Annotated in this window: 27 protein-coding genes and 1 tRNA gene; 15 read left to right on the top strand and 13 right to left on the bottom strand. The window is 43.0% G+C overall.

Annotated features, from left to right (window positions below):
* Positions 1–13 precede the first annotated feature (13 nt).
* Positions 14–457 (top strand): hypothetical protein, encoded by a 444-nt coding sequence (locus BAE46_RS07305; RefSeq protein ID WP_070112182.1) that lies wholly within the window; start codon positions 14–16, stop codon positions 455–457.
* Positions 458–713: 256 nt separating this feature from the next.
* On the opposite strand, the gene BAE46_RS07300 is transcribed toward BAE46_RS07305, so the two are convergent.
* From BAE46_RS07300 to BAE46_RS07285, 4 genes are all read right to left on the bottom strand, one after another.
* A tRNA-Phe gene (locus BAE46_RS07300) sits at positions 714–789 on the bottom strand.
* A 120-nt stretch (positions 790–909) separates the two neighbouring features.
* Positions 910–1,182, bottom strand: coding sequence for an oxidative damage protection protein (locus BAE46_RS07295; protein WP_070112180.1), 273 nt, complete (start codon positions 1,180–1,182; stop codon positions 910–912).
* Positions 1,183–1,205: 23 nt separating this feature from the next.
* The gene (locus BAE46_RS07290; RefSeq protein WP_006005738.1) at positions 1,206–2,465 is read right to left on the bottom strand and encodes an A/G-specific adenine glycosylase; all 1,260 of its coding nucleotides are present in this window, start codon (positions 2,463–2,465) and stop codon (positions 1,206–1,208) included.
* A 32-nt stretch (positions 2,466–2,497) separates the two neighbouring features.
* On the bottom strand, positions 2,498–2,866 hold the full coding sequence (locus BAE46_RS07285; protein WP_040520782.1) for a hypothetical protein: 369 nt from the start codon (positions 2,864–2,866) through the stop codon (positions 2,498–2,500).
* Positions 2,867–3,100: 234 nt separating this feature from the next.
* Here BAE46_RS07285 and trmB point away from each other — a divergent pair, with 234 nt between their 5' ends.
* From trmB to arcA, 4 genes are all read left to right on the top strand, one after another.
* Positions 3,101–3,820, top strand: coding sequence for a tRNA (guanosine(46)-N7)-methyltransferase TrmB (gene trmB, locus BAE46_RS07280; protein WP_070112178.1), 720 nt, complete (start codon positions 3,101–3,103; stop codon positions 3,818–3,820).
* Positions 3,821–3,836: 16 nt separating this feature from the next.
* Positions 3,837–4,985 (top strand): class I SAM-dependent methyltransferase, encoded by a 1,149-nt coding sequence (locus BAE46_RS07275; RefSeq protein ID WP_070112176.1) that lies wholly within the window; start codon positions 3,837–3,839, stop codon positions 4,983–4,985.
* Between the two features lie 30 nt (positions 4,986–5,015).
* Complete coding sequence (locus tag BAE46_RS07270) at positions 5,016–6,452, top strand: glycogen synthase (RefSeq protein WP_070112174.1); 1,437 nt, start codon at positions 5,016–5,018, stop codon at positions 6,450–6,452.
* A gap of 253 nt (positions 6,453–6,705) precedes the next feature.
* Positions 6,706–7,410, top strand: a complete 705-nt coding sequence (arcA, locus tag BAE46_RS07265; RefSeq protein ID WP_070112172.1) for a two-component system response regulator ArcA — start codon at positions 6,706–6,708, stop codon at positions 7,408–7,410.
* A 91-nt stretch (positions 7,411–7,501) separates the two neighbouring features.
* Here arcA and pmbA read toward each other — a convergent pair whose 3' ends face one another.
* Positions 7,502–8,833, bottom strand: coding sequence for a metalloprotease PmbA (gene pmbA, locus BAE46_RS07260; protein ID WP_006005751.1), 1,332 nt, complete (start codon positions 8,831–8,833; stop codon positions 7,502–7,504).
* A 90-nt stretch (positions 8,834–8,923) separates the two neighbouring features.
* Between pmbA and yjgA the strand changes: the two genes are divergently transcribed.
* Positions 8,924–9,469, top strand: coding sequence for a ribosome biogenesis factor YjgA (gene yjgA, locus BAE46_RS07255; RefSeq protein WP_006005753.1), 546 nt, complete (start codon positions 8,924–8,926; stop codon positions 9,467–9,469).
* Positions 9,470–9,479: 10 nt separating this feature from the next.
* On the opposite strand, the gene BAE46_RS07250 is transcribed toward yjgA, so the two are convergent.
* Complete coding sequence (locus BAE46_RS07250; protein WP_083256824.1) at positions 9,480–10,574, bottom strand: Gfo/Idh/MocA family protein; 1,095 nt, start codon at positions 10,572–10,574, stop codon at positions 9,480–9,482.
* A gap of 343 nt (positions 10,575–10,917) precedes the next feature.
* Entirely contained in the window at positions 10,918–11,391 is a 474-nt protein-coding gene (locus tag BAE46_RS07240) for a MarR family winged helix-turn-helix transcriptional regulator (protein WP_006005759.1), read from the bottom strand.
* A 318-nt stretch (positions 11,392–11,709) separates the two neighbouring features.
* On the opposite strand from BAE46_RS07240, the gene hppD reads away from it, so the two are divergent.
* From hppD to BAE46_RS07225, 3 genes are read left to right on the top strand one after another with little or no spacing between them, the layout of a single operon-like run.
* Complete coding sequence (gene hppD / locus BAE46_RS07235; protein WP_070112168.1) at positions 11,710–12,801, top strand: 4-hydroxyphenylpyruvate dioxygenase; 1,092 nt, start codon at positions 11,710–11,712, stop codon at positions 12,799–12,801.
* Positions 12,801–13,343, top strand: coding sequence for a VOC family protein (locus BAE46_RS07230; protein WP_070112166.1), 543 nt, complete (start codon positions 12,801–12,803; stop codon positions 13,341–13,343). Before hppD ends, BAE46_RS07230 begins: the two co-directional genes overlap by 1 nt.
* A gap of 32 nt (positions 13,344–13,375) precedes the next feature.
* The gene (locus tag BAE46_RS07225) at positions 13,376–14,386 is read left to right on the top strand and encodes a fumarylacetoacetate hydrolase family protein (protein WP_070112164.1); all 1,011 of its coding nucleotides are present in this window, start codon (positions 13,376–13,378) and stop codon (positions 14,384–14,386) included.
* A 92-nt stretch (positions 14,387–14,478) separates the two neighbouring features.
* Here the strand turns inward: BAE46_RS07225 and BAE46_RS07220 are convergent, their stop codons facing one another.
* Complete coding sequence (locus tag BAE46_RS07220) at positions 14,479–15,705, bottom strand: threonine/serine exporter family protein (RefSeq protein ID WP_006005766.1); 1,227 nt, start codon at positions 15,703–15,705, stop codon at positions 14,479–14,481.
* Between the two features lie 517 nt (positions 15,706–16,222).
* Between BAE46_RS07220 and BAE46_RS07215 the strand changes: the two genes are divergently transcribed.
* From BAE46_RS07215 to BAE46_RS07205, 3 genes are all read left to right on the top strand, one after another.
* On the top strand, positions 16,223–16,756 hold the full coding sequence (locus tag BAE46_RS07215) for a DUF2058 domain-containing protein (RefSeq protein ID WP_006005767.1): 534 nt from the start codon (positions 16,223–16,225) through the stop codon (positions 16,754–16,756).
* A gap of 62 nt (positions 16,757–16,818) precedes the next feature.
* Positions 16,819–17,712, top strand: coding sequence for a putative RNA methyltransferase (locus BAE46_RS07210; protein WP_244884994.1), 894 nt, complete (start codon positions 16,819–16,821; stop codon positions 17,710–17,712).
* 379 nt (positions 17,713–18,091) lie between these two features.
* The gene (locus BAE46_RS07205; protein WP_006005772.1) at positions 18,092–19,369 is read left to right on the top strand and encodes an O-acetylhomoserine aminocarboxypropyltransferase/cysteine synthase family protein; all 1,278 of its coding nucleotides are present in this window, start codon (positions 18,092–18,094) and stop codon (positions 19,367–19,369) included.
* A 152-nt stretch (positions 19,370–19,521) separates the two neighbouring features.
* On the opposite strand, the gene ylqF is transcribed toward BAE46_RS07205, so the two are convergent.
* The 4 genes from ylqF to efpL all read right to left on the bottom strand — a co-directional run bounded on the left by ylqF (position 19,522) and on the right by efpL (position 22,583).
* Complete coding sequence (gene ylqF / locus BAE46_RS07200; protein ID WP_070112162.1) at positions 19,522–20,520, bottom strand: ribosome biogenesis GTPase YlqF; 999 nt, start codon at positions 20,518–20,520, stop codon at positions 19,522–19,524.
* Positions 20,521–20,583: 63 nt separating this feature from the next.
* A complete protein-coding gene (locus BAE46_RS07195) occupies positions 20,584–21,492 on the bottom strand; it encodes a cache domain-containing protein (protein WP_070112160.1) in 909 nt (302 codons plus the stop codon).
* A 146-nt stretch (positions 21,493–21,638) separates the two neighbouring features.
* The gene (locus BAE46_RS07190) at positions 21,639–21,917 is read right to left on the bottom strand and encodes a hypothetical protein (protein WP_006005780.1); all 279 of its coding nucleotides are present in this window, start codon (positions 21,915–21,917) and stop codon (positions 21,639–21,641) included.
* Positions 21,918–22,016: 99 nt separating this feature from the next.
* Positions 22,017–22,583 (bottom strand): elongation factor P-like protein EfpL, encoded by a 567-nt coding sequence (gene efpL / locus BAE46_RS07185; protein ID WP_006005782.1) that lies wholly within the window; start codon positions 22,581–22,583, stop codon positions 22,017–22,019.
* 201 nt (positions 22,584–22,784) lie between these two features.
* On the opposite strand from efpL, the gene BAE46_RS07180 reads away from it, so the two are divergent.
* The 3 genes from BAE46_RS07180 (at position 22,785) to BAE46_RS07170 (ending at position 24,857) form a co-directional block, all read left to right on the top strand.
* Positions 22,785–23,252 carry a GNAT family N-acetyltransferase gene (locus BAE46_RS07180; protein WP_070112158.1) on the top strand — a complete coding sequence of 156 codons (468 nt, stop codon included), beginning with the start codon at positions 22,785–22,787 and terminating at the stop codon, positions 23,250–23,252.
* A 200-nt stretch (positions 23,253–23,452) separates the two neighbouring features.
* Positions 23,453–24,310 carry a class I SAM-dependent methyltransferase gene (locus tag BAE46_RS07175; RefSeq protein WP_070112156.1) on the top strand — a complete coding sequence of 286 codons (858 nt, stop codon included), beginning with the start codon at positions 23,453–23,455 and terminating at the stop codon, positions 24,308–24,310.
* Between the two features lie 307 nt (positions 24,311–24,617).
* On the top strand, positions 24,618–24,857 hold the full coding sequence (locus BAE46_RS07170; RefSeq protein ID WP_070112154.1) for a TIGR02647 family protein: 240 nt from the start codon (positions 24,618–24,620) through the stop codon (positions 24,855–24,857).
* A gap of 44 nt (positions 24,858–24,901) precedes the next feature.
* On the opposite strand, the gene BAE46_RS07165 is transcribed toward BAE46_RS07170, so the two are convergent.
* Complete coding sequence (locus tag BAE46_RS07165; protein WP_006005794.1) at positions 24,902–25,693, bottom strand: CLCA_X family protein; 792 nt, start codon at positions 25,691–25,693, stop codon at positions 24,902–24,904.
* Positions 25,694–25,955: the final 262 nt, after the last annotated feature.

Raw genomic sequence — 25,955 nt, 5'->3', positions numbered from 1 at the left:
AAAAGGAATTAGTATGGAACCAAATTTTGCAAGGTATACTATTGACGAGTTACTTGAAGCAAAACGCAGTATCGAGAAAGAGGAAAACCCTGATGAATATGAGGAGATTGTTCGTGAAATTTCTATTCGGCAACAAACTGAGCCTTCTGGGCACGGCTCGCCACAAATCGATTCAGGTAAAACATCACCTCTGCGCAAAAAATTAAGTTTTGCAGTAGCTCGCCTGAGTTTGTTTCCACTCGTTATGGTAAAGATAATAGCCGGCACTTTATGTGTCTATTATGGTCTAGAATTGTTTGACGGTTATGTCTTGCAAGAGGTTGTCCGCAGAGATCAATTACTAACACTCGCGCAGGAACCAACTAGCTATTATATTCGGATGTTGACATATTTTGTGATTAGTTTAGCAGGGCTATGGGTTTTGACATTTGGCACTAAGCTGCGTAAATCATCCTAATTTATAAGAGTAGCTCTTAATAATCTTGCCAAAAGTGCCTGTTATAGATTATCTAAAGCCTTCGGGGCGGTGTCTATATCGAGCGATATTATTTTAAAGGTAGGCTGTTTAAGCGTTAATAGCATTTTGACATCGCCTACATGTACCTTTATCTTGATGGCAGGCGGCTATAGCGGTAGCACCTACTTCGAAAGAACCTGTGACCTTGACCCTGAAACTAAAAAGCCCCGCAATTTCTTGCAGGGCTTTAGGATAGTGGTGCCTCGACCCGGGATTGAACCAGGGACACGCGGATTTTCAATCCGCTGCTCTACCAACTGAGCTATCGAGGCATGAAACGCTACATAAAATGCAGCATTTCGCTTGAGGGGCGTATTAAACGGATTTTGGGGCGTTAAGTCAACAAATTTTTGCCATATTTGCTACTTTCCATCCAAAAATCGTTTGAGTGCCTATTTTGTAGGCGGCACGTAACCTTCTATAGTTGGCTCGACACCTTCAAACAAAAATGCGCTCATTTTTTCTTCCAAATATTTGCGATCGCTGGCTTCCATCATGTTAAGTTTATTTTCATTTATCAACATGGTTTGTTTCTTCTGCCATTGCGTAAACGCCTCTTTTGATATGTTATCAAAAATACGTTTGCCTAGCTCGCCAGGGTATAGTTGAAAATCTAGACCAAGGGCGTCTTTTTTGAAATGTTCGCAGTATACTTCTCTAGCCATTTTATTTTCCTTTGCTTGTTCATTTAATACATTAACTGTATTTGTTTAATTATTTTAACCGTGGGCGCAGCAAGGCCAACTTTTGATGCTTCTTGAATATTAAACCAAAGCGACTTTACATCCGTGCTACTTGGCGTCTCAATTTCCACTTCGCTTTGCGGCGCGGGTTCATTAAACGCTAGTGTAGCCGAGCTTTGCTGTAATTGCTTCACACTTTCTAACTCTATTAGTATGGGCGAAATATGCAAATGAAAGTGACTAAAGGTGTGTGTAAAGGGTTCTAGCGCTTTAATTTGTGGCTTTTTATCCACCAGCAGGCTAGCTAACTCTGCGGGCAATGAAGCGTTAAACGTTCCTTTCAAAGTTTCTAGTGGCTCTTGGCTTTCATAAAAACCCCATAAACCACCCCAAATACCTGAAGAGGGTCGTTTATGCATAAGAATGCTGCCGCTGGTAAATGGAATGAGCATGTAGGTGTATTTTGTTGGAATCGCTTTTTTGGGCTTTTTGTGCGGAAGTTCTTGCTGTCTGCCTTGAGCAAAAGCTAAACAGTGAGACTGCAATGGGCACTCATCGCATTTAGGCTTGCTTCGCGTGCATAGCGTTGCGCCTAAGTCCATTATCGCTTGGGTATAGTCGTCAAATCGCAGCTTATCATCACTAATCGATAAAGGTAAATCATCTTCGCTAGTAGCGTCTGAGACATTATCATAGTCATCTTTATCGCTAACCTTGGTTAATTTGGGGGTACTAGGTTTAAGTGATTCAGCCATTATCCACATAGCGTCTTCTACTTTTTTATTACCCGGCCAGCCTTCTACTGCAAAAAAACGAGCAAGTACGCGTTTTACATTACCGTCTAAAATCACATAAGGCTGGTTACTTGCTAGCGACAGCACCGCAGATGCCGTAGAGCGACCAATGCCCGAAAGTGACAATACTTCGTCAAAATCTTTGGGGAATATACCACCAAACTCATCACGCACACGCTGGGCAGCTTTATGCATATTACGCGCTCGGGCGTAATATCCTAAGCCTGTCCATAAATGCAGCACTTCATCTTGCGTCGCATTGGCTAGATCAATTACGCTTGGGAAGCGCTGTATGAACCTCTCATAGTAAGGAATTACGGCGCTTACTTGGGTTTGCTGCAGCATAATTTCCGACACCCACACTGAATAGCGCGATTTTTGCTGCTGCCAAGGCAGGTGCTTGCGGCCGTGTTGATCAAACCATGCAAGCAAATGCTGACTGAAATTAAAAGGTGGTAATTTATTGGGCATTTTTTCTAATTCATTTGAAAGGTAAAGGCTAACTATTTATTGCCTTTTTTAGGCGTAATGATAAGTTTTGGTGAGTATTTCCTTCTATATATTTCATAAGCTGGAACGGCGCCAAACATACCGATTAAATAACTCGTTTGAAATGAGCTATAGTCAAATATTGTCTTTGCGATTATATCAACCAACAACCAAACCACAGCGAATGCAAGCAAAGCAATTGCAATTCCTACCGTGTGAAATCGAAGCATAGATTGGCCATACAAAGTAGCACCGAATTCTTGTGAGCAGTACGGGCACGTAAAGCTGTCGCGAGGGTGCTCAATATCAAACTTATAGGCTCTACTTTCTAAAAACGGCTTATCACACGAGGAACAGCTAACTTTTCTACCTGGAAAATTCATTTGCAGATCGCATCCGTTCAAACACCCTAAATTCAAATAAATACAAATTAAAGCAAAAGCTTTTTCTATGCAACCGCTTTCGATTTTGCAGCAATTAGCTTCATTAACACCTCAGAAAACTAAAAATAATCACCGTTAAGCCAGCAAGCCAATTCACACAAGCTATTATGAATTGCAATTACCACCAACACTGGGATAATACGCGCCAACGTTTTTACAAGAGCACTACAGTTCATGAGTCGGTTTAACTCTGAAGAAGAAGCACGCGCCGCCGGCGTTTACATATCAAAGATCAGAAGTTTTGTGAAACGCGAAGGTCGCTTAACGAAAGCTCAAGGCAGTGCCATTGAAGAAAATTGGCCCAGCATGGGCCTAAGCATAGATCAAGGCCAGCTTAATTTAGAGCATGTTTTTGGCCGCAACGTCCCAACCGTGCTCGAAATTGGTTTTGGTATGGGTAAATCTTTGGTAGAAATGGCGCAAAACGCGCCAAACACCAACTTTATTGGGATTGAAGTACATCGCCCAGGCATAGGCGCCTGCTTGGCATCCGCGCAGCAGGCTGAGCTAACTAATTTACGCGTGTTTGAGCACGACGCCGTAGAGGTCTTAGACAAGTGCATCGCCAATGAAAGCTTAGATCGCTTACAACTATTCTTCCCCGATCCTTGGCATAAAACACGTCATCATAAGCGCCGAATTGTGCAAAGCGAATTTGTGCAGGCGCTTCGTACAAAACTCAAAATTGGCGGTGAATTTCATATGGCAACCGACTGGGAGCCATATGCCCAACACATGCTAGAAGTGATGCAGATCGCCCACGGCTTCGAAAACAAGTCAAGTAGTCAAGACTATTTAGCGCGCCCCGATTACCGGCCTATTACCAAATTTGAAGTACGCGGCCAAAAGTTAGGCCACGGCGTTTGGGATATTATTTTTACGCGAACACAATAAGGTTATTTTTAAGCATATGTCTACATTTAACACTACATCAAACCAAAGCCTGCTATTGCTTAGAAGCGAAGACCTTTTCAGCCAAGGCAAGTGGGCATTCATAAACCCATTAGACGCGGCGGTTTTCAACAATATCGATAACCCTAATATAATTGGCCTACATCAATATCATCATCATTTTAGCGAATGCGAACGTGCATGCAGCCAAGCTCAATACTTTGGCGCTGCTTTTGGCGAAGGCGTGTTTGGCGAAACTGCCGATGATGAAAAAGCTACTGACCAAAGTACCGTCGCCAATAGCCAAGCAAATAAAGCTGACGCCATAGCAAAACACGCTTTAGACGGCGTGGTTATATACATGCCAAAATCTAAACAGCAATTGGCCATGCTCATAAATAACGCTAGCTATTTAGTAAAGCCAAACGGCAAAGTATTAATAGTGGGTGAGAATAAGGCCGGTATAAAAAGCGCACCGAAGCTGTTAGATAAAATTGGTGAGCACGTTAATAAAATAGATAGCGCAAAACACTGCGGCCTATTCGCCGTTGCTGTTACCAATCCACTGCCAAGCTTTACAATAGCCGATTACGCGCAAGTGCACGAGTACAAGATTAACCAGCAAAGCATGCATATATATTCCTTACCCGGCGTGTTTGGTCACAAACAATTAGATCCGGGCACCGATTTGTTACTACAGCAGCTCACCCCAGAGTCACTGGCTAAAACACGCGGCCATATATACGATTTCGCCTGCGGTACGGGTATTATTGGCTGTTACTTAGCCAAAATTATCACAAAAACCAAACGCGTTACCATGAGCGACATTTCAGCCTTAGCCACTTACTGCAGTGAACAAACGGCGCGTTTAAATGCAGTAGAGGTAAACATTATTGCTTGCAGCGGCGTTGCCCAGTGCGATCCGAAGTTTGACGTAATAGTCTCAAATCCGCCGTTTCACGAAGGCATTCAACAAGACTACAGCATTACCGACAACTTTATAAAACAGGCCTATAGTCGCTCGCATCCCCATGCTAGTATCACGATAGTAGCGAACCGTTTTTTACCCTACCCAGGTATTTTAGACACTGTTTATAAAGGCTTCACCGAAGTAGCTGTTAGCAACAAGTTTCGCGTATATGGCGCTAAAAAATTCGCGAAATCTTAAACTTATGCGACTCAAAAGAATCTACCTATTATGAAAATATTGTTTGTTATATCAGAAGTTGAAGACATAATTAAAACGGGTGGCTTAGCCGACGTAGGCAAAGCTCTTCCCATAGCCTTGTCAAAACTAGGACATGATGTGCGCATTGTTATGCCCTACTACAAGCAAGTGGCTAAAGATCTTGATTTAACAAACACCATACAAAGTCAAATTATGCACATTAACGGCGCTCATTATACATACAAGGTTAAAGAGCTAGGTTTTCACGGAATTAAAATCTATTTAATAGACCACCCTTATTTTAGTGAAGCGCAAAGTTTATACGCAGACGAGTCTTTAGCCAGCAATGCACAGCGCTTTAGTTTACTTTCGTTGTGCGCGCTGAGCGTAAGCTACTACTTAGACTTTGCGCCTAACATTTTACACTGTAACGACTGGCACACTGCGCTTACTCCTTATTTCATGCACAGCGATTATTTAATAAGACATCAGCTTATTAACAAGCACGATTTTTTTGCACAGACAAAAAGTGTTATAACAATTCACAATGCTGCCTTTCAAGGCGCAGAAAAACTTGACCGTGTGCCTTTGCTAAATGACCACGACAAACACCATATTTACAGCGACAACAATCATGTGAATATGCTGCGAACTGGTCTTATGTTTTCAAACAAGATATGCCCAGTTAGCCCTAGCTATGCGCATGAAATTACTAGTTATTTAGGCAGCCATGGTGTGTCTGATGTTATTAACCAAGCACCGCACAAGGTTATTGGTATATTAAACGGCTGTGACTATTCACAGTGGGACCCTGCAAGTGATAAACACCTACCGGCGAATTTTGAGATTGGCAATATGAAGGGCAAGCAAGAGTGTAAAAAAGTGCTGCAAAAAACGGCCGGTTTACCGCAGTTAAAATCAACGCCCTTAATTGGCATGGTTTGCCGCGTGGCAAAGCAAAAAGGCTTTGACTTTATTATGCCCATTATTGAAGATTTACTGTTGCACAAGGTCCAGTTTGTGATTATGGGCACAGGAGACGCCGCAATCGTGGCTAAACTACATGACATAAGCCGCCGTCATCCTGATAAATTTCATTTTTTAGAAGCTTTTAAGCCCAACCTATCGCATTTAATTGAAGCGGGCAGCGATTTCTTCTTAATGCCGTCTGAATTTGAGCCTTGCGGATTAAACCAAATGTATAGTCTGGCCTATGGCACATTGCCCATCGTTCGCCATGTAGGCGGATTGGCCGACACCGTTATTGATATTAGCCAGTCTAATGCCACCGGCTTTTCGTTCACTGAGCCTTCAGCGCTTAATCTTCTATCTACCATTCGTAATGCTTTGCTGAGCTATCACGACTCACCCAGCAAAATAAAAAAAATGATAAAACAAGGCATGCAGACCCGATTCACGTGGGAAACTGCCGCTAAGCACTACGAACATGTTTATAAAAGCAAGTAGATTTACAGAATTTAACTAGGCATATAGTGTAAACTGGATGATTGCCACCGTTTTTGAACCCAGATCGACAAAATGAGCCCCTCAAAGTGCTTTTTTTTTGAAATACTCCGCAAAAGAGAGTAAATTAAGTAAACAAAAGGTTAAAGTCGTGTTTCAGCAAAGAATTGGGTCATGCTTTATAAAAACGACTAAACAAAAATTTTATTCGTTACCTTAATTAGTTCAATAATTATAACAATACAGTGTAGAGTTTATGCAAACGCCAAATATATTAATAGTAGAAGATGAAATAGTAACTCGTACGACCTTAAAGAGTTTATTTGAAGCTGAAGGGTACAACGTATTTGAAGCCGAAAACGGTACCGAAATGCATGAATTTTTTAAGAATAATAATATAAACCTTGTTATTATGGACATCAATTTGCCCGGCAAAAACGGGCTTATACTAGCTCGCGAAGTGCGCAATCGCAAAAACGTTGGGTTAATATTCTTAACCGGACGTGACAACGATGTTGACCGCATATTGGGTTTAGAAATTGGTGCCGACGACTACTTAACTAAGCCCTTCAATCCTCGTGAGCTTACTATACGCGCACGCAATTTACTGTCGCGCACCAGCAATGCCTCTGAAGATGACGACCTGCCTAGCAAAGTTAAGTTTAACGGATGGACTTTGGACGGTGACAGCCGCAGCTTAATTTCTCATCAAGGTCGCGAGTTTAGACTTCCGCGCAGTGAATTCAGAGCGCTCCATTTATTTTTAAGTAATCCGGGTAAAATACTCACCCGTGAGCAGCTTATTATGGAAATGACGGGCCGTGAATTACGCCCTAATGACCGCACGGTCGACGTCACCATTCGTCGTATTCGCAAGCATTTTGAGTCTGAACCAAACGACGAAGAGTTAATTGTGACCATTCACGGTGAAGGCTACCGTTTTTGTGGCGCGGTAGACTAAGCATTTAAAATAGTATACAACAAAAAATCCCAAAGTTTAACGTCTTTGGGATTTTTTTGCTGCAGTTTATGAAGTCAACTTAGCTTGCAGTTTAGGCACCCGCAATTTGCATATCACTCACCAAAACAGAGCCCGTCTGCAAAGAGCCTCGTACTTCACGCTGCGCTCCAATAGCTGCTATGTTAGCGAACATGTCACGTAAATTACCCGCAATGGTGATTTCATGTACTGGGTATTGAATTACGCCATTTTCAACCCAAAAACCTGCAGCGCCACGAGAGTAATCGCCGTTAACAATGTTAACGCCTTGGCCCATTAATTCTGTTACCAGCAAGCCAGTGCCCATTGTGCGCAATAGTTCTTCGTCGCTGTGGCCAGTGTCGCTTACTATACAATTATGAATACCGCCGGCATGGCCGTTACTGCGCAGACCTAGTTTGCGCGCGGAGTAACTGGTTAACAAGTAATTAGCTAGGGCGCCGTCTTTAACAATATCCATATCATGGGTTTGCACGCCTTCATTGTCAAAACTTGCACTAGCTAAGCCCTGCTTTAAATAAGGCACCTCGTTAATGCTTAGCCATGTCGGGAAAATTGTTTCGCCTAAACTGTCGAGCATAAAGCTCGATTTACGATACAAACTGCCGCCGCTAATAGCCGCAACCAAATGTCCAAATAAGCCTGAGGCAATACCGCGATGAAATATAACCGGCGCTTTGGTGGTACCAAGCTTTTGAGCACCTAAGCGAGAAAGCGTTTCTTTTGCTGCTTCAATCCCAATGTTTACGGGCGTGTCTAACTTATTAGCATCGCGCGATACGGTGTACGCGTAATTGCGCTGCATGTCTTGCTGCTGTTGAGCAATAAGCACACAGCTTAGGCTGAAGCGGCTGCTTGCATAGCCCGCATTTATACCTTGGGTATTGCCGTATACGCGCACGCCTATATTGGCATTATAAGATGCACCGTCTGAATTCACGATAAGATCAGAATACTCTAAACCTGCTGTTTCTGAAGCAAGCGCTTGGGCTAGCGCAAATTCCGCGTCTAGCGGCTGCGGATGATATAAATCAAGATCAGGAAAGTCGCTTGCAATTAAGTCGGCATCTGCCACGCCAGCACAACTATCTTCATTGGTGTACTTTGCAATTTCAATGGCTTTGGTAACGGCTAGCTTTAGGGCCTGTGGGGATAAATCGGCGGTTGACGCACTGCCTTTTTTATTGCCAACAAATACCGCTATGCCAAGACCGCCGTCATTAGTAAATTCAAGTGTTTCTATTTCTCTTAATCGTGTGCCAACCGCTATGCCTTGTATTTTAGACATACTTGCTTCAGCGGCGGTGGCGCCCAGTTTCTTGGCAAAAGTAAGGGTCTCGTCTACTATATTTTGAATGTCGCTAAGTTGTTGCTTTACTTCCATATGATAAATTTCGCTATGTTTAACTATTAAATTGGTCAGGCTCTCGTTACAATTCGGATAGTTTACCATTAAATGGCCGAAAAACAGTAGATGACCACCAACTCACCCCAAAACAACAGTAAAGATAAAAACGTTAGCGTGCAAGATGAACAAGAGCCGCCTAGTAAAACACAGCTTAAACAAGACTCTGAAAGGCTGAAAAAGTTAGGTTTGGAATTGGTTGATCTTACGCTAGGGGAGCGCAATAAAATTCCCCTTGACGAAGAACTGCTTACCGCAATTGAGTTATGCACTCGCATAAATCGGAAAAAGGATGGCTTTAGACGCCAGCTTCAGCTTATTGGTAAAAGGCTACGAGCCCGCGATGTAGAGCCCATTGAAACTGCATTAGCTAATTTAAGATCGTCGCATTCAGTCGCCAACCGACATTTTCATTCTCTTGAAAGAATGCGCGATGATATTCTTAAGCATGGCAACGACGGTATAAATAAAGTCATTACAGAATATCCCCAACTTGAACGACAGAAACTGCGTCAAATGCTACGAAATGCGCAAAAACAGGAAGCCGAGAATAAACCACCGGGGGCTGCACGCGAAATTTTTCAGTATTTACGCGCGGAGATCCCGCTTCCTTAAGCTTAGCTATTTACGCATCTTCATGTGGGTAGCGCAGTCCCCATTGCTCTCTGATGGTGTCCATAATACCCATGACTCTTAGCGTAGTGTTTTCTGGCATAAGGTCACTAACCAACAGTTGTTCAGCATTGCAGTCGCTTTTTGCAGCGCGGCTTTGACTATTGATTTGACTTGATTCAGAGCCACATAGCAACAACTGCGTGAAGTGCTCTATTTCAAATTTAAAATTGTCGCTTTCTTCAAAATCGTAACGATGTAGCTGGGGCGGTTCGCCATTTAGTGTGACGCTAAATGATTTAGCACCCAAGAAAAACGGCACGTAAATATCACCTTTATCGCCCATTATGTTTGCGTAAGTTGGACCACTCATTCTAAACCCAGCTGAAAGTTGGGCGACTGCTCCTGTGTCGTATTCCAAAGTATAAAATGAGTTTTTATCAACACCGGTGGATGTCCGGATCCAGCTGCTTGTAATTTTTACGGGCGACTTTTTAAAAATTATATCGGCTATCGTAATAGGGTAAATACCTAAATCGAGCAAGGCTCCGCCAGCCAGCTCGGGGTTATTAAGGCGGTGAGCGTCTGGAAATTGCATATTCAAGCTAAAGTTAGCCTGCACGCATTGAATATTACCAATGCTGCCTTTGTCTAGTACCGCCTGTAAGGCGCTAATTGCAGGCAAAAAGCGCGTCCACACGCCTTCCATCAATAAAAGATTGTTCTGCTTGGCCAGTGCAAACGCTTTTTTTGCTTGGTGGGCATTAAGCGTAAGGGGCTTTTCGCACAGCACATGTTTACCATTTTGCAGACACAACATAATATGGTCAAAATGAAAGTTGTGCGTTGTAGCGATATACACGGCATGAATCGAGCGCTGTTGCAGCATGCTTAAATAGTCACCAAAGTGTTGAGGAATATTAAAGCTCTCAGCAAAGGCTGCAGCTCTAGCTTCGTCGCTTGCAGCGCAGGCTATTACATCAGCATGCACTAGACTTTTAACACCCGCCATAAACGTTTTAGCAATTTGACCACAGCCAAGCACTGCCCAATTTATTGTACTCAACCCTATGTTAGACGGGGTTTCTTCAAGCTTATTGCTTTGCATTATAGTATTCCTTCATATATCTGCACCACATGTTTAGTCAGCATGTGTTGTTACACTTTGGCCCCATACTAAATGGAAACGAGACTTACCTAAGCTACATTAACAACAAGCAAAATATAGAGGTATAAAAGACACTCATACATACACTACAAAGAGATGTAGATTGCATTTATGGATATTGCGACAAAAAATCAAAGCATTATTGTGGTGGTAGCCGACGCCATAACTAGTATTAATTTAATTTGTGAATGCGTAAGTGATTTGGCCACTGGACTGGTTGCAAAAGCCACGCAAAACAACACCCCTTATGCCTGTGTTATGTCGCCTTATTGGTCGCATGAAATTAAAACTGTAGCTTCACCGCATTAACATACAAACGATCTATTAATTCACTTAACAGCGCTTGCTCATCATCGGATAAACAGCTTAATATCTGCTCTTCATACTTTAAAGACAAGGGAACAATTTGGCTGTACACATCGTATCCCGTTTCAGTTAAATCTATTTTAGTACGTCTTTTATCTTCTTTAGAAATTTGCCGTTGAATTAAATTACGGTTTAACAGATTACTTATTGCGCGGCTTATTAGGGACTTTTCAATTTGCGTTTTTGCTGATATTTCATCAGCTGACGCACCAGGATACTCTCCCAGCACCGCCATTATACGCCACTGGGTAATAGACAAACCAAATCTGTCTTTATAAGACTGAGCCACAAGCGAGCTGGTTCTATTGGATAATATTGACAGCCTGTAAGGCAAATACCTTTCTAAGATAAGAAGTGACGTTTTTGTCGTGTTTTCGTTTTTATCGCTCATAAAGTGTTCTTTAAACTTATCGTCACTAGGCGTGATTAATACAAACCTTATGGTTTATGTTTACGTAAAAATAGCGGTAACAACTTATATCACACTATAGCGTTCTTCTCTTACCATAAAGCAAAATAAAGTACGCAAGGGAATACTTAAAACTTGACATTAGTTGCATTAACAACTAATTTAGTTGAAAGCACAACTATGTTTACTTGTATCTTTGTTTTTAGTCAATTATTTTCGGCACTAGCCATGTTGACTCAAAATACCTTACTTCGCATCTGCAGACACTGCATTTGTAAACAACACCTAGAGGATTTGCACATGGCAGACTTATTTGAAAACCCAATGGGATTAGACGGCTTTGAATTTGTAGAATTCACCGCACCCACAAAAGGTATTTTAGAAACCGTATTTACCGCAATGGGTTTTACCCATGTAGCTAATCACAAATCTAAAGAAGTTGCGCTGTGGCGCCAAGGCGACATTAACTTTATCACCAACTATACCAAAAATACCCCTGCCTTTTATTACGCGCAAGAGCATGGCCCTTCTGCCTGTGGCATGGCATTTAGAGTAAAAAATGCCAAGCAAGCCTATGCCCTAGCGCTTAAAAACGGGGCACAGGCGGTAGACATGCAAACCGGCGCAATGGAGCTTAAACTACCTGCGATAAAAGGTATAGGCTCAGCCGCCCTGTACTTGATAGACCGCTACAAAGTAGGCGAAACCATTTACGACATAGACTTTGATTGGATAGAAGGCGTTGATATTCATCCACAAGGCTGTGGTTTTCATACGCTTGATCACCTTACTCATAACGTTTATCGCGGCCGCATGGGCTACTGGGCAAAATTTTATGAAGACTTATTCAACTTCCGCGAAGTACGTTTTTTTGACATAAAAGGCGAATACACTGGCCTATTATCAAAGGCCTTAACTGCTCCCGACGGTAAGATAAAAATTCCGCTAAATGAAGAAGCGGGCGGCGGTGGCGGTCAAATCGAAGAATTTTTAATGCAGTACAACGGCGAAGGTATTCAGCACATTGCGTTTGCCTGCGACGATTTACCTGCATGTTTGGACCGTTTGAAAAAACTTGGTCTCGAATTTATGACGCCACCCCCAAACACTTATTATGAGATGCTTGAAGAGCGCTTACCTGGCCACGGCGAACCGACTGATGAATTGAAAGCTCGCGGAATATTGTTAGACGGCACCACCAAAGACGGCGAACCGCGATTATTACTGCAAATATTTTCAGCCGCCATGCTAGGTCCCGTATTCTTTGAATTCATTCAACGTAAAGAAGACCAAGGCTTCGGCGAAGGTAACTTTAAGGCTTTGTTTGAGTCTATTGAACGCGACCAAGTAACACGCGGTGTGGTAGGTAAGCCAGCAGGAGCGGCCCAATAATGAAACTATCGCGTATTCACCATGTAGCGTATCGCTGTAAAGATGCCAAAGAAACCGTTGAGTTTTATCAAAAAATGTTGAATATGGATTTTCAGTTGGCCATTGCCGAGGACAAAGTGCCGTCTACCCAAGCCCCCGACCCTTATATGCACGTGTTTTTAGACGCGGGCAATGGTAACGTACTGGCCTTTTTTGAATTGCCCAACTCACCAGAGATGGGCCGCGACGGCAATACGCCCGAATGGGTACAGCATATTGCCTTTGAAGTGGCTAGCATAGACGACTTACTGAGCGCCAAAGCCCACTTAGAGTCAAATGGTGTGTCTGTTCTAGGCCCCACCGACCATGGCATTTTCAAATCTTTGTATTTCTTTGACCCCAATGGGCATAGAATTGAGCTAGCGGCCAATATTGGCACACCCGCAATGATGGCCGAACTTAAGCGAGTGGCACCAGCAATGCTAAAAGAGTGGTCGCAAACTAAGCAGGCGCCCCAGCATGCCAACTGGCTACATACAGGTGAAGGTTTTCCTAGCAAATAGCCATAAAATACAAATTTTTAGGGACGGTATTAATGAAATTAGCAAGTGTAAAACAAGGCCGCGATGGTCAATTAGTGGTGGTAAACAAAGCCCTAACGAAAATGGCAAGCGTGCACTTTATTGCGCCAACACTGCAGTATGCCTTAGACAACTGGGAGCGCGTTAGCGCTAAATTAGAAGATCGCTACAATCAGCTGGAATCAGGCTCCTTAGAAGGCGAAGACTATGACGCCTCTATGCTTGCATCTCCCCTGCCACGCGCTTTTCAGTGGGCCGACGGCAGCGCTTATGTGAACCACGTTGAGCTTGTACGAAAAGCGCGCGGGGCCCAGATGCCTGAAACATTCTGGACCGATCCACTAATGTATCAAGGCGGCTGTGACACCTTTCTAGCGCCCCTAGAAGACATTGTTATGCCCCAAGACGAAGGTTTTGGTATCGATTTTGAAGCTGAAGTGGCAATTATAACCGGCGATGTACCCATGGGTGTGTCACCCACTGACGCTTTAGACTATATTCGCTTAGTCATGATTGTGAATGACGTATCGCTGCGTGGATTAATTCCTGGGGAGCTAGCCAAAGGCTTTGGGTTTTTCCAATCTAAACCGTCTAGCGCGTTTAGTCCAGTGTGCGTTACCCCTAACGAATTAGGCGATAGCTTTAAAGATGGTAAATTGCATTTACCCTTGGTGTCGCATTTTAACGGCAGTAAATTCGGCGAACCCAATGCAGGCGTTGATATGACCTTTCATTTTGGCGAACTTATTGCTCACGCGGCCAAAACTCGCGCCCTGTGTGCAGGCACAATAATTGGCTCGGGAACAGTGTCAAACAAGTTAAACGGTGAACCTGGTAAAGCCATAAATGCAGGCGGTGCAGGCTATAGTTGCATTGCTGAGCTGCGTATGATTGAAACCATTCAAGATGGCAAGCCAAGTACTGAATTCATGAAGTTTGGCGATTCTGTTAGCATCGAGATGTTTGATCAGCAGGGGCAGTCAATTTTTGGCCAAATTGCACAGCTCGTGAAACAAAGTAGCTAATAATTAGCTGAGATCTACAATCCACCATGGCTTATTCCCGCGCAGGCGGGAACCCCCATAAACTACACGCAAGTTCAAATATACGGCCATTACTAAAGGGCTTTTCTAGATGGCAGTATAACATTTGCAAATATTAAACCCGCCACCAAAGACATAAAAATTACAAAGGTTTCTTGGCCTATATGTTCAGCCTGCACAAAGTCCTTGCCCGACACAAAAGAATTTAAGCCAATATACGTTTTAGAACCCGGCACCAGTACTATAAGACCCTGCATTAATACAATGGTAGACGGCGCTTTAGCAATACGTGAAAATAAATTGGCGAATATACCCACCGCAAAAGCACCCACGAAAGTTCCTAATCCAAACTCCATGTATTTAGACGCCCAGTAAGTGGAAAAATAACCCACAAAACCGCACATTATGGCAAATGGCGCATGCTTTAAGCGTATATTAAAAATAGGTACCAGCGCGGTACATAAGATAAGTACTGCGACAAACAATGACCAAGACGGTAACTTTGTTAAAGGGTTGTGTTCAACCTCACTAAATAGAAAAAAGCCAATAGAAATACCCAAGAAGGCACCAAAATACAGCTTAAAGAGCTGCATTAACGCGTCCATCACTCGGGCGGTACCGCTGACTACGTGTCGTGATGACAGCTCGGCAAGTCCTATTGCTAAGGCCAAACCTGGTATAAAAATAATAATTGATGACAACACCACTAAGCGAATATTAATACCAGGCTGTAAGTAGTGCGCTATGGCGCAGGCCAACACGCCCGCTACTATAGCCACAGCCGGCTCAAGCATATACAGCACGCGCCTTGAGTGCTGTGCCCAAAATACAAATAGGTACATGATCAGGCCAATAGCACTTGTGGCTGCCGCATCAAGCATGCTCGCCCCCATAAGTACAGCAAATGAGCCTGTGGACAAACTGTAGGCAAACATCATACCCAGCGGATGAAAATACTTAACTTTAGCCTCTATTTCGCTAAGCCGCTCGTCGGCCTCTGCTAAAGTACGTTCACCAGCAATCAATGAGCTAACCAATTCATCGGTGCGCGCCAGTGAACCTAAGTCGAGCTCACCCGGCTGCATGCGCGCTGAATGGTTGTATTCTTCTTCATGTTTGTCACTCCAAATAACGAAGGTAAGCGAGGTAGGCGTTGAAATGAAACTGGCGTTCACATTCAAATAAGCAGCCACTTCGGCTAAATGTGCTTCAAGTCTAAACGCAGGTGTACCGTACTTATGTAACATTTTACCAAGCTTAACAATAAAGCGGCGAATACGAATAAATTCAAATAAATCCATTCAACAAAAACCTTAATAACGTGGGTGGAATAAGCTATAGTGAGTGCAGTATTAATGTAATACCAAGCGCAGTTTTGTATGATGTGTAGCAGGGCGTAAACGCCAAAAATCGCCCCTGCATATTTTCGCGTAGCTTAGTTTAGTACGTCATTTAGGTCAAGAACTAAGCAGTTTATTGGCGCATTAAAGTATCATAAGCGCTACGCTTTACTTTACTAGCTTACGAGCCTAAAGCTAACAAAGTCAGATACTGTGGAAGTTGGCCCTATCCGCAGGTGAAATTCACCATTTTCTATCATAAGGTGTTTTCTTGGCCAGGGCTTATGAACAAGACGCCCTTGATATATTTGACGCCAACGCAACAGATTATGTCTTAAAATCTATAGACGATGAACGAATTAGTCAAATCAGTACCCACTTGCTATTTTATAAGACACAGCGTTACACAAACCTTTATTTGATTCCCGCCAAGAGGTAAACTCATTAGCCAAATTCAATGAACTTCACTGGGTAGGAAATGGCGAAATTATCTTTACAGGAACAACTACTAAAAGCCGGTTTGGTAAACGAAAAGAAACTCAAGAAGGCGAAGAAAGGGTCCAAAAAATCACGTGACTTAGCCAAAGAAATAAAGGCAGGCGTTGCCGTCACAAAACAGGTCCAGCAAGAACGTACACAACAGCTTAACGAACTTAAAAAAGAACAAATAGTGTCCAAAGAGCTTAAAGCACAGGTTAAACAGCTTATTGAAATGAACAAGCTTGACTTAAAACGTGCTGACATAAAATACAACTTCACCGACGGCACCCTAATTCGCTATGTGTATGTAAATGAAGCAACTCGCAAACAACTGATAGCTGGCATTCTAGCGATAGCAAAATATGAAGGCGTAAATGAAACAAGCTATGCGGTCATTCCTAGTATTGTGGCAAATAAAATTGCCCAGCGCGACGAACAAACGATATTAGAAAACAAAATTCCGGAAGAAGAGATTCCAGTTGAAGACGATCCTTACGCTGACTATGTCGTGCCTGATGATTTGATGTGGTAGCCCGCGTTTTGGTATTGTTTAAAATTTCGCTTTTACATTTAGCTATAGGCGCTTCCTAATATATGAAAAATAAAGCACCTTCATGCTGGCGTTGTCCTGTTTGTGAATTGCCCTTAAGGCTCAACTCAACAATTACAGCAAGGCTGTGGCAATGTGACAATCAGCACCGCTTTGACATTGCAAAAGAAGGCTACGTTAATTTATTGCAGCCTCAACATAAGAAAAGCAAAGCACCCGGAGACAGCAAAGAAATGGTGCTCGCTAGGCGCGCTTTTTTATCGCAAGACCACTATTTGCCGTTGGCACAGCATGTAAGCGAGTACCTACTTAGCATATTTTCAAAAAACGCACATACGCGAAACCACCTGTCGGTATTTGACGCAGGCTGCGGTGAAGGCTATTACCTAAGCAGTATTGCTGATTATTTGCTGACGAATACTTTTGATAACGCAGGCCAAACATACTCTTTTTGCGGCATCGATATCGCGAAACCTGCTGTGCAAAAAGCGGCGAAACAAGCGCAAATAGGTTCTCCGGATATTTTTGATTTTGCAGTCGCAAACGCATTCAACTTACCTGTACTTGATGACAGTCAACACGCTGTTATCCAAATATTCGCGCCATCAAAACCCGATGAAATTCACCGCATACTAAAAACTGAAGGCATGTGGATAAACGTAAACCCCGCCAGCGAACATTTATTTGAATTAAAGAATATGGTTTACGACAGTCCACAAAAACATATCCCTGAGACTGATAATATTGAAGGCTTCACCCTTGTTTCACAACAAACACTTAAATTTGAGCTTATACTAGCAGACGCTCAGCAGCGGCAAAATTTGCTTATGATGACACCTTTTTACTGGACTATTTCACGTGATAAAAAGCAAAAGCTGCTCGAGGAATTAACGAGCACACATGCACACTTTGATATTACAGTACTGCGTAAACAATAGGCTATAAACATTTCCTTGGGAACTACCCAATTTCGGCGCATCGACAACCTTTGCTATTTATGGTGTATTTGCGCTGATAGGCCTTAGCTTTGTCATAAAACTTGCATCAGAAACAAAGGGCAAAAGTTTAGAAGAGCTAGCGTTAATCTTAAGTGGCCAAGAAAAGAAGAATGACACCTAGGAGTAATTAGCATAATAAATTACATTCCTTTATATTATAGACCGAATTAATCATTGACTACTTTTGTGAAACGCTTAGATTCACTCTAGTTTTTAATAATCTTTACCCTTGAAATAATCCTGAAACTAACACAATACAAATCTTTAGGCTTATTAAGCGCTAGCACTAATAAACGCCTCAATGACAACGGAGAAATAGATGAAACCAGAAACAATTGCCCTACATGCCGGCTTTAAAAGCGACCCAACAACCAACGCAGCCACTACCCCTATTTATCAAACTACCTCGTTTACTTTCGACAACACGCAGCATGGCGCAGATCTTTTCAACTTAGTGGTTCCTGGTAACATTTACAGCCGTATAATGAACCCAACCAACGCGGTGCTTGAGCAGCGCGTTGCTGAGCTTGAAGGCGGTATTGGCGCACTCGCCGTTGGCTCTGGCATGGCCGCTATTCGCTATGCCATAGAAGCTATTGCCGAAGTAGGTTCAAATATTGTTAGTTCGAGCCAACTTTATGGCGGCACTTATAACCTGTTTGCGCACACATTCCCGCGTCAAGGCATAGAAGCCCGCTTTGCGCCGGGTGAAGACTTTGACAAGATAGCCTCTTTAATTGACGAAAACACACGTGCTCTTTTTTGTGAGTCAATTGGCAACCCAGCCGGTAACGTCGTTGACATAGAACGTTGGGCCGAAATTGCACATGCGGCAGGTGTCCCCTTAATAGTCGACAACACCGTAGCCACGCCTATTTTATGCCGAGCATTTGATCATGGCGCCGATATTGTAATCCACTCACTAACCAAATACATTGGTGGCCACGGCACCACCATTGGCGGCATCATTGTCGATTCAGGCAAATTTGATTGGGCCGCTCATTCTGAACGATTCCAAATGATGACCACACCCGATCCGTCATATCATGGGGTTGTGTATACCGAAGCACTCGGACCAGCCGCCTATATTGGCCGCTGCCGCGTAGTACCTCTTCGTAATACTGGCGCGGCCTTAGCCCCACAAAGCGCGTTTCAAATTATGCAGGGCCTTGAAACCTTGTCATTACGTATGGAAAGACACTGCGAAAATGCAGAAGCCGTAGCCAAATATTTAAGCGCTCACAGCGCGGTAAGCTGGGTCAATTATGCAGCCTTGCCTTCAAGTAAATACTACGACACTTGCCAGCGCATATGCGGGGGTAAAGCAGCCGGTATTATTAGCTTTGGTATAAAAGGCGGTGTTGAGGGCGGTTCAAAGTTTATTGATGCACTTGACCTAATTTTGCGCTTGGTAAACATTGGCGATGCAAAGTCTCTAGCCTGCCATCCAGCTAGCACCACTCACAGACAATTAAGCCCTCAGGAGTTGGCGGTTGCTGGCGTCTCTGAAGATATGGTAAGAATATCGGTGGGTATTGAGCATATAGACGATATTATTGCTGATATTGAGCAAGCGCTTGTTGCCAGCCAAGCTTGAGAAAGGAAGGTAGTAGGGTTAGAGATGTAAGTGCCGTTGTAAGTAAATACCAACGTTAATTCGCCCTCGGTCATTCCCACAAAGGTCGGGGTCTCTTTTGTAGGCTTACGTTATAGCACTTAATTCTGTTTTAGAAGACAGCGGTAATTAAATTATCGCTTTGTTTTTGATTCTTTTTGCATTTCACGTTTACCCGTGCGTATTTCTTTTCTATCTCTTTTGTCGGGGGTAAGTGACCCGTCTTTAAACTTCTGTTTGCGGCTGGCTTTCTCTGCAGCTTTCTTTTCAGCAGCTTTGCCCATTTCTACTTCTTCTTTTGCAATCATCTCGTGGGTTTCAAGGGTAATTCGACCCAACTTACCTGATCTATATTCACCGATAAGCAGTTCACAAATTTTATGTAGGTTAACCCTGCCACCGGCCATTAATGCGCCTCTTTTAGCCGCGGCAAGTTCTAAAAACTCAAGCTCGGTTGCGGGTAGATCATCAATTTTATAGCGCTCTTTTAATAGCTGCGGATAAGCTTTAAGTAAATAGTCGGCGGCATAAAAACCAATGTCATCGTATTCAAGGGCAGTGTCTTTGACCGCACCTGAAATAGCGAGTCGATAACCCGTGTTGGGGTTTTCTAACTTTGGCCACAACACGCCTGGTGTATCGAGCAATACTATGCCATTACCTAAATTTATTCTTTGCTGGCTTTTTGTAACCGCAGGTTCGTTGCCGGTTTTGGCTATCACCCGTTCTGCCAGTATATTAATTAGGGTAGATTTACCGACGTTTGGAATACCTATAATCATCGCGTTAATGGTTTTAACTGAGGCATCTTTTTGCGCACATGTTTTTCGTATAAGCTCTAATATATGTTTAGTTTTGGCGATGTTGTCAATAGAAGTGGTAAAGGTTTTAACCGCGCGATCGTCTTCTAAATGCGCCTGCCATTCGGCGGTAGAGTCAGGGTCGGCTAAATCAGATTTATTGAAAATTTTAATGCAGGGTTTGTCGCCTCTTATTTTGGCTATTTCAGGATTTTCGCTTGAATAAGGAATGCGCGCGTCAAGCACTTCAATTAACACGTCAACCTTTGGTAAGGCTTCTTTCATTTCTGTGAGGGCTTTGTGCATGTGCCCGGGGAACCAATGAACGGCCAAATCAACTATCCTTTTTTGTTGTGTAAAATAAAACTATTATAAATGTAGTAAGTAATCTGGCACTTATTCATCATGTTTAGTCAGTGGCGCACTCAACGATGTGGCAAGCGCGTCTTTAGGCACCTGCGCCACCATGAACCAAGCCATGCTAGGAATATAGCTGCTGCCTATAAGCATGTTTTCATCTGATAGACTGCTTGTGAACTGCGCGCCCTGCTCACCTTGTGCCTTTAGCATTGACTTAGCGTTATTTTCGCCAAGCAATAACTGCAAATTTTGCGGACCGCTGGCGTCGTCTTGGCCAACTTGATCGTACTTTTTCTCGCCCGAACTGCCGCTTTGTACCTGAATAATGCCTGCACTATCCACCAAGAACACATTGCCATGCTGCGCAAAAACTGAGTCATTTAGCATATTAAGCACACCGTTGAAAGACGTAGCTATGCCCGACAGCCCATTCCCATCTGTTTGTTGATAATTAACGTAAAGGTCAACTCGCTTTTTATTTTGATCATAATAAATACTTACCAAATCTTGCTTAGCACTTGCTAGGTAAGCAAAATACCACGTGTCTGTTTCAGGCGTAAGAACCCTTAAAAAACCTTCGTGATTCCAATATTTATGTGAATTTTTATCCGCAAATGAAGCACTGGTAAGGCCATATTCTTCAACATAAAAACCTAGCTTATCCACCAAGACCGACTCCTGGCTAGCATCAAAACCATCGTTTACCCATGCGTGAATGTGCTTGTCATTCGCTAGGCCTTTAGAAATAAGCTTCATTTGTGCCACTCGCGCATCTACCTTAGCGCTTAAAACATCTAAACTAAGCCCTAAGGTATTTTCAACATTGTACTTATTTGTTTGTATACCTTGCGAATTTATATACACTGCGCCAGCCAGCATAAAAACAAATAAAATTGCCGCGCTAACAGCGTAAACACGGGTTTTGGTAGTAGATACTTTTAACATTAGTAGCTCTTTTATAGGTGTAAATTTAACGGCCGAAATAGCGTTTAACGATGAGCATAAAAATGCTAAATGTCATCAAACAAGTTTTATAGCAGACGGAATTTGCCAAGCCTTAGGGCACAATATTAGTGAGTTTTAGCAGTGCCTCAAGGCTGTTCTACTAGTTCAAAGCGTAAGCGCTCAACTAAGTCATCGTCTATCTTAATTTGATGTTTTGCTAAAGCCTGTGCTTTTAAAACGTCTATATACACATCAAACTCTTGCTGAATTGGGCCTTCTTTTAGCTCCGCTAACAAATGATTTGAAGACGCGTAGCCCATTGCAGCCGCGTGGCGTTCTTTTGCTCGGGTAAACTTTATGTCGAGCAACTTTTTAATTGCATGAGCCGCTACCGTTAAGTCGCTTATGTCATTATGCGTAATCATTGTACTAATCGTCCTAAGTGTCTGCTTACGGAGAGTTTATCACTTCGCACTGTCAAAACTAGCCAATTACGACCAAGTATAGGCTTATAAGATCGCGTATCAGGCTCTACTAGTATACTTACCTTCTGCCGTATTCACTTTAATTTTTTCACCCCTTGAAATGTACTCAGGCACCTGCACCGTTAAGCCGGTAGACAATACGGCAGGCTTGGTACGGGCGCTGGCAGAAGCACCTTTTATAGAAGGATCGGTTTGAGTAATGACTAAGTCTACCGAGGTCGGTAATTCAAGACCCACGGGTTTTTCGTCAACTATTAACACCTGCAAGCCAATCGTTTCTTCGGTAATAAACATCAGTTCGTCGCTAATGACTTCTTTGTCAAGTGAGTATGGGGTGTAGTCTTCGTTGTCCATAAACACATATTCGTTACCGTCTACATATGAAAACATCACTTTCTTTTTACTGAATTCTGCAGTGTTTATCATTTCATCGGCTTTGAAGCTTTCATCAGCCTTAGCGCCGGTGGCAACTTCGTACAGGCGCATTCTATATAAACTAGCCCCTGCTCTGCCACTTGGGGTCAGTTTGGCAATATCTTTTACAAAGTAGACTTTACCGTTATATTCTATCGCGGCATTTTTCTTAATTTCACTGGCTTTTGGCATACTGCTTCTCATTGTTGTATAAACAAACTACGTTGTTGTAATCATATATCATTTTTGTTATTTGTAGCGTAAAACCTTGTATGATTTTTGCTAAGCTTGCTGCCCTAACGCTTGGTCAGCGAATTATTTACTTCACTGTTCTAAGGCAATCGTTTACTTTATGTAACTTGCCTGTTTACAAGCTCAATATGAGTATTTTCAATGAATTACCTTTGTTTACCCTTTAATGAACTCACTTGCCTACAGCTTTATGAAATACTGCATTTACGCAGCGAAACCTTTGTGCTCGAGCAAACCTGCATTTATCAGGACATTGATTATAAAGATATTCAAGATGATGTGCATCACCTTATGCTGTATGAGCATGAAAAGCTTATTGCTTATGCTCGCTTATTACCACAAGGGCTCAGCTTTAACACATCAAGCATAGGCCGAATTCTACTCGTCCAATCTATGCGCGGCTCGGGCTTAGGTCGCAAATTTATTCAAGAGTGTGTGGATCGCACTTTTCTACTGTGGCCAAAATGCGATATAACTATTGGCGCCCAAAGCCATTTGAGTCGCCTGTATCGTACGTTTGGGTTTACAGAGGTTTCAAAGCACTATTTAGAAGATGGCATAATGCATGTAGATATGTGCATTTCAAAGAATACAGCGCCCAGTCTCTAACAGACTTATGTGGAGAATCAATTGCATCTTTTTTTGTCTTGGTAAAAGCTTAGCCAGTACGCTTTAATTCGAGAAATAGCAAATATACAAGCCGTATCAAAACATCCAAAATTGACTGGAATATGTATGAATAAGGCTATATCTTAAACATTAAAGTAGCTTAGCTTAGTAAGCTACATCAGCCAAGGACCTAACCCGATATGATAAAGCCTCTAATATTAGGCGCAACCAGCGCACTTTTCTTGCTCACCGCAGCCGCTGTTAAAGCTGATGACCATAAAAAAGACGAAGTTCACAGTAATATGATGTCGGGTAAAGCCGCTATTGAAAAAGCGGTTAGTGGTAATGAGTTTCGTACACCAAGAGACATGGAGCGAGACCAGTATCGCAACCCCGTCGCTACCCTAGACTTTTTTGGCATACAGCCAAATATGACAGTGGCAGAGCTTGGTCCGTCAAGCGGCTGGTATACCCGCATACTAGCGCCACTTACCGCGCAAGACGGCAAATACATTGCATTAAATGGCAGCCCAGCCCCCGGCGAGCGCTATGACGGTTCTATGCAGTGGCGCGAAACATTTATCGATCACGACAGCGACATGTTTGGTGACAATGCTACGGCTCGCTTCATTGGACAAACAGTCCCGTTTGCCTCGCCTAACAGCGTTGATACCGTGCTTATATTCCGTGGCATGCACGGCCAAATTGGCCGCGGCGATGTAAACGGTTTATTAGCAGAAGTATTGGCGAGTCTAAAGCCAGGCGGCGTTCTAGGTATTGTTCAGCACCGCGGACCTGAAGGCTTAGAGCACGACCCAGTAACAAGTATGCGTGGATATGTAAAACAAAGCTATATTGTAGACTTAGTCAAGAACGCAGGCTTTGAGCTAGCCGCCGCCAGCGAAATAAATGCCAACGCAAAAGACCCAGCCGATTGGGAAAACGGCGTGTGGGCACTGCAAGCCAGCAGACCTATTGCTGAAAAAGACGAAAAATTCCGAGAAATTGGTGAGTCAGATAGAATGACATTGAAGTTTGTGAAGCCAGCAGCAGAGTAACGTAGTCGCCAAGATCAGCCACTATGCCGCGCTCGCATCCTTTTAGCCGAAAGTTTTGAGAACCAACGGCTCAGCAGCATGGCCGGCGCCACTTTCCCGTTTAGCCCTAATCGAAAGTGGACCCCAGACATTGTCTTACAGCAAGCTGACAAGGCTTTATATCAAGCCAAAGATTAGGGCAGAAACCGCTGCAGTTATTTTTCATTAACCTACTTTTTGTTTTGTGTTTGTGATCGTAAAACGATAGTCTAAGACATGAAATTTGATACTATTTACAGTACGAGAACATAATTTTAAAGGAGAAAGCATGTCATTTACTAAAGAGCTTATTGACGAATTAAATCTTATCTTAAAATTTCCAGACAAAAGTCTTATGCAGGGTATAAAGATCCATAACAATGCCGACCCAGCTTTAGTCAACGCAGCCCAGCGTTTATTTGAAAAAGGGATTGTTGATCAGCACGACGGCGGTTACTTGACCAATTTAGGCCACGATTTGGCTGAACATGCGACCATTATTCAATCGGCGCTTACTTCTAAACCATAGCATCGTTTGAACGCCACCACCTTGGTTTATTAAACTGGACAGGCTTAGCGTCGTAAACTACGTGCTAAACCTGCAAAGTAGCCGTACAAATGGTACTGAATTTTGAATAGACTATCAGAATGCGGATACAGCCCAACTCGTGCTTCTTTACTTTGCATAGTGCCAGCGACTAAAAAGCTATTTTTAAGCCTATGTTCTTGTATCATTCTCTCAAAGGCTCTTGCAGCGACCTCTTGCGGCCTTGCATAGTAAAACATATTGTATGATTTGTCGGTCAAAATACTTTGCTGCATGAGTTCACTCGGGCCGGTCTTATCAAGCTTTAGGAACATACTTTCAAAAGCGCTTGCTAATTCTAGGTTGAGCGGATGTGGTTTAAGTTGGGCTATGTTGTTAAGCCATACTTCACTGGCATAAAGTCTCGGGTTGGTAGTATGGAACTGGCGGGTGCAAATGTAATGGTCATAGGCATGAAACCACTCATGCGCGAGCGCGCCTCCACCCGCGTTCTTGGCCAACGCTAGGGTTCGACTTGCCCCATTATAATGGGCATAAGCGCCTTTACGGCCGCCTATACCAAAATTAATCGCTAACGTGGCGTTCAACGATATAACTTGCTCTGGTACTGACAAAATATCCATTAAGTCACACAGCGCGTCAAAAAATAGGTTAGCCGCTAACTGCTGTTCTTCTTTGCTTACCCAGCGTCCAACCTCAACACCTCTAAAGCCAAATACTTTTACAATATCGCCAAAACTAACGTCGGCACCCGCGCGATGATTTTCACCATTACGGTAGTAAGCTTTGTGCAAACGGCCTTTTTTCTCTTCCATCATAACTATATTAGCTGCGCTGTATTAAATAAATTGCTTAACGACTGTGTGAGTCTATAAGCTACAAAAAGAAAGTGAAATAACGAATGCTATTAAAATACTAAATTGGTGCGTTAATTAATGTTGCCGTAAACATCTTAGCCGGTAACATGATTTTCAAAAACGTCGCATTTTTTCAGCAGTCCGTAGAATGTTTTAGCACATTGAGGTTAACAAAACGTTACAAAAGGACGGTTTTACGCGCTAAATCCGTTCAAATTAGAAA

The organism is Glaciecola punicea, assembly GCF_001756615.1.
Lineage (GTDB): Bacteria > Pseudomonadota > Gammaproteobacteria > Enterobacterales > Alteromonadaceae > Glaciecola > Glaciecola punicea.
This window is presented reverse-complemented; position numbering and strand designations above follow the sequence as displayed.

What these genes read in the sequence shown, in the direction of transcription:
- BAE46_RS07290 (WP_006005738.1), bottom strand. Translation starts at nt 2,465, where the DNA reads ATGCCCAATAAATTACCACCTTTTAATTTCAGTCAGCATTTGCTTGCA.
- BAE46_RS07210 (WP_244884994.1), top strand. Translation starts at nt 16,819, where the DNA reads ATGAAAAATAAAGCACCTTCATGCTGGCGTTGTCCTGTTTGTGAATTG.
- BAE46_RS07205 (WP_006005772.1), top strand. Translation starts at nt 18,092, where the DNA reads ATGAAACCAGAAACAATTGCCCTACATGCCGGCTTTAAAAGCGACCCA.
- BAE46_RS07230 (WP_070112166.1), top strand. Translation starts at nt 12,801, where the DNA reads ATGAAACTATCGCGTATTCACCATGTAGCGTATCGCTGTAAAGATGCC.
- BAE46_RS07165 (WP_006005794.1), bottom strand. Translation starts at nt 25,693, where the DNA reads ATGATGGAAGAGAAAAAAGGCCGTTTGCACAAAGCTTACTACCGTAAT.
- BAE46_RS07220 (WP_006005766.1), bottom strand. Translation starts at nt 15,705, where the DNA reads ATGGATTTATTTGAATTTATTCGTATTCGCCGCTTTATTGTTAAGCTT.
- BAE46_RS07270 (WP_070112174.1), top strand. Translation starts at nt 5,016, where the DNA reads ATGAAAATATTGTTTGTTATATCAGAAGTTGAAGACATAATTAAAACG.
- BAE46_RS07295 (WP_070112180.1), bottom strand. Translation starts at nt 1,182, where the DNA reads ATGGCTAGAGAAGTATACTGCGAACATTTCAAAAAAGACGCCCTTGGT.
- BAE46_RS07180 (WP_070112158.1), top strand. Translation starts at nt 22,785, where the DNA reads ATGAATTACCTTTGTTTACCCTTTAATGAACTCACTTGCCTACAGCTT.
- BAE46_RS07240 (WP_006005759.1), bottom strand. Translation starts at nt 11,391, where the DNA reads ATGAGCGATAAAAACGAAAACACGACAAAAACGTCACTTCTTATCTTA.
- BAE46_RS07305 (WP_070112182.1), top strand. Translation starts at nt 14, where the DNA reads ATGGAACCAAATTTTGCAAGGTATACTATTGACGAGTTACTTGAAGCA.
- BAE46_RS07250 (WP_083256824.1), bottom strand. Translation starts at nt 10,574, where the DNA reads ATGCAAAGCAATAAGCTTGAAGAAACCCCGTCTAACATAGGGTTGAGT.
- BAE46_RS07225 (WP_070112164.1), top strand. Translation starts at nt 13,376, where the DNA reads ATGAAATTAGCAAGTGTAAAACAAGGCCGCGATGGTCAATTAGTGGTG.
- BAE46_RS07195 (WP_070112160.1), bottom strand. Translation starts at nt 21,492, where the DNA reads ATGTTAAAAGTATCTACTACCAAAACCCGTGTTTACGCTGTTAGCGCG.
- BAE46_RS07285 (WP_040520782.1), bottom strand. Translation starts at nt 2,866, where the DNA reads ATGAATTTTCCAGGTAGAAAAGTTAGCTGTTCCTCGTGTGATAAGCCG.
- BAE46_RS07190 (WP_006005780.1), bottom strand. Translation starts at nt 21,917, where the DNA reads ATGATTACGCATAATGACATAAGCGACTTAACGGTAGCGGCTCATGCA.
- hppD (WP_070112168.1), top strand. Translation starts at nt 11,710, where the DNA reads ATGGCAGACTTATTTGAAAACCCAATGGGATTAGACGGCTTTGAATTT.
- trmB (WP_070112178.1), top strand. Translation starts at nt 3,101, where the DNA reads ATGAGTCGGTTTAACTCTGAAGAAGAAGCACGCGCCGCCGGCGTTTAC.
- BAE46_RS07175 (WP_070112156.1), top strand. Translation starts at nt 23,453, where the DNA reads ATGATAAAGCCTCTAATATTAGGCGCAACCAGCGCACTTTTCTTGCTC.
- BAE46_RS07170 (WP_070112154.1), top strand. Translation starts at nt 24,618, where the DNA reads ATGTCATTTACTAAAGAGCTTATTGACGAATTAAATCTTATCTTAAAA.
- yjgA (WP_006005753.1), top strand. Translation starts at nt 8,924, where the DNA reads ATGACCACCAACTCACCCCAAAACAACAGTAAAGATAAAAACGTTAGC.
- efpL (WP_006005782.1), bottom strand. Translation starts at nt 22,583, where the DNA reads ATGCCAAAAGCCAGTGAAATTAAGAAAAATGCCGCGATAGAATATAAC.
- BAE46_RS07215 (WP_006005767.1), top strand. Translation starts at nt 16,223, where the DNA reads ATGGCGAAATTATCTTTACAGGAACAACTACTAAAAGCCGGTTTGGTA.
- BAE46_RS07275 (WP_070112176.1), top strand. Translation starts at nt 3,837, where the DNA reads ATGTCTACATTTAACACTACATCAAACCAAAGCCTGCTATTGCTTAGA.
- arcA (WP_070112172.1), top strand. Translation starts at nt 6,706, where the DNA reads ATGCAAACGCCAAATATATTAATAGTAGAAGATGAAATAGTAACTCGT.
- pmbA (WP_006005751.1), bottom strand. Translation starts at nt 8,833, where the DNA reads ATGGAAGTAAAGCAACAACTTAGCGACATTCAAAATATAGTAGACGAG.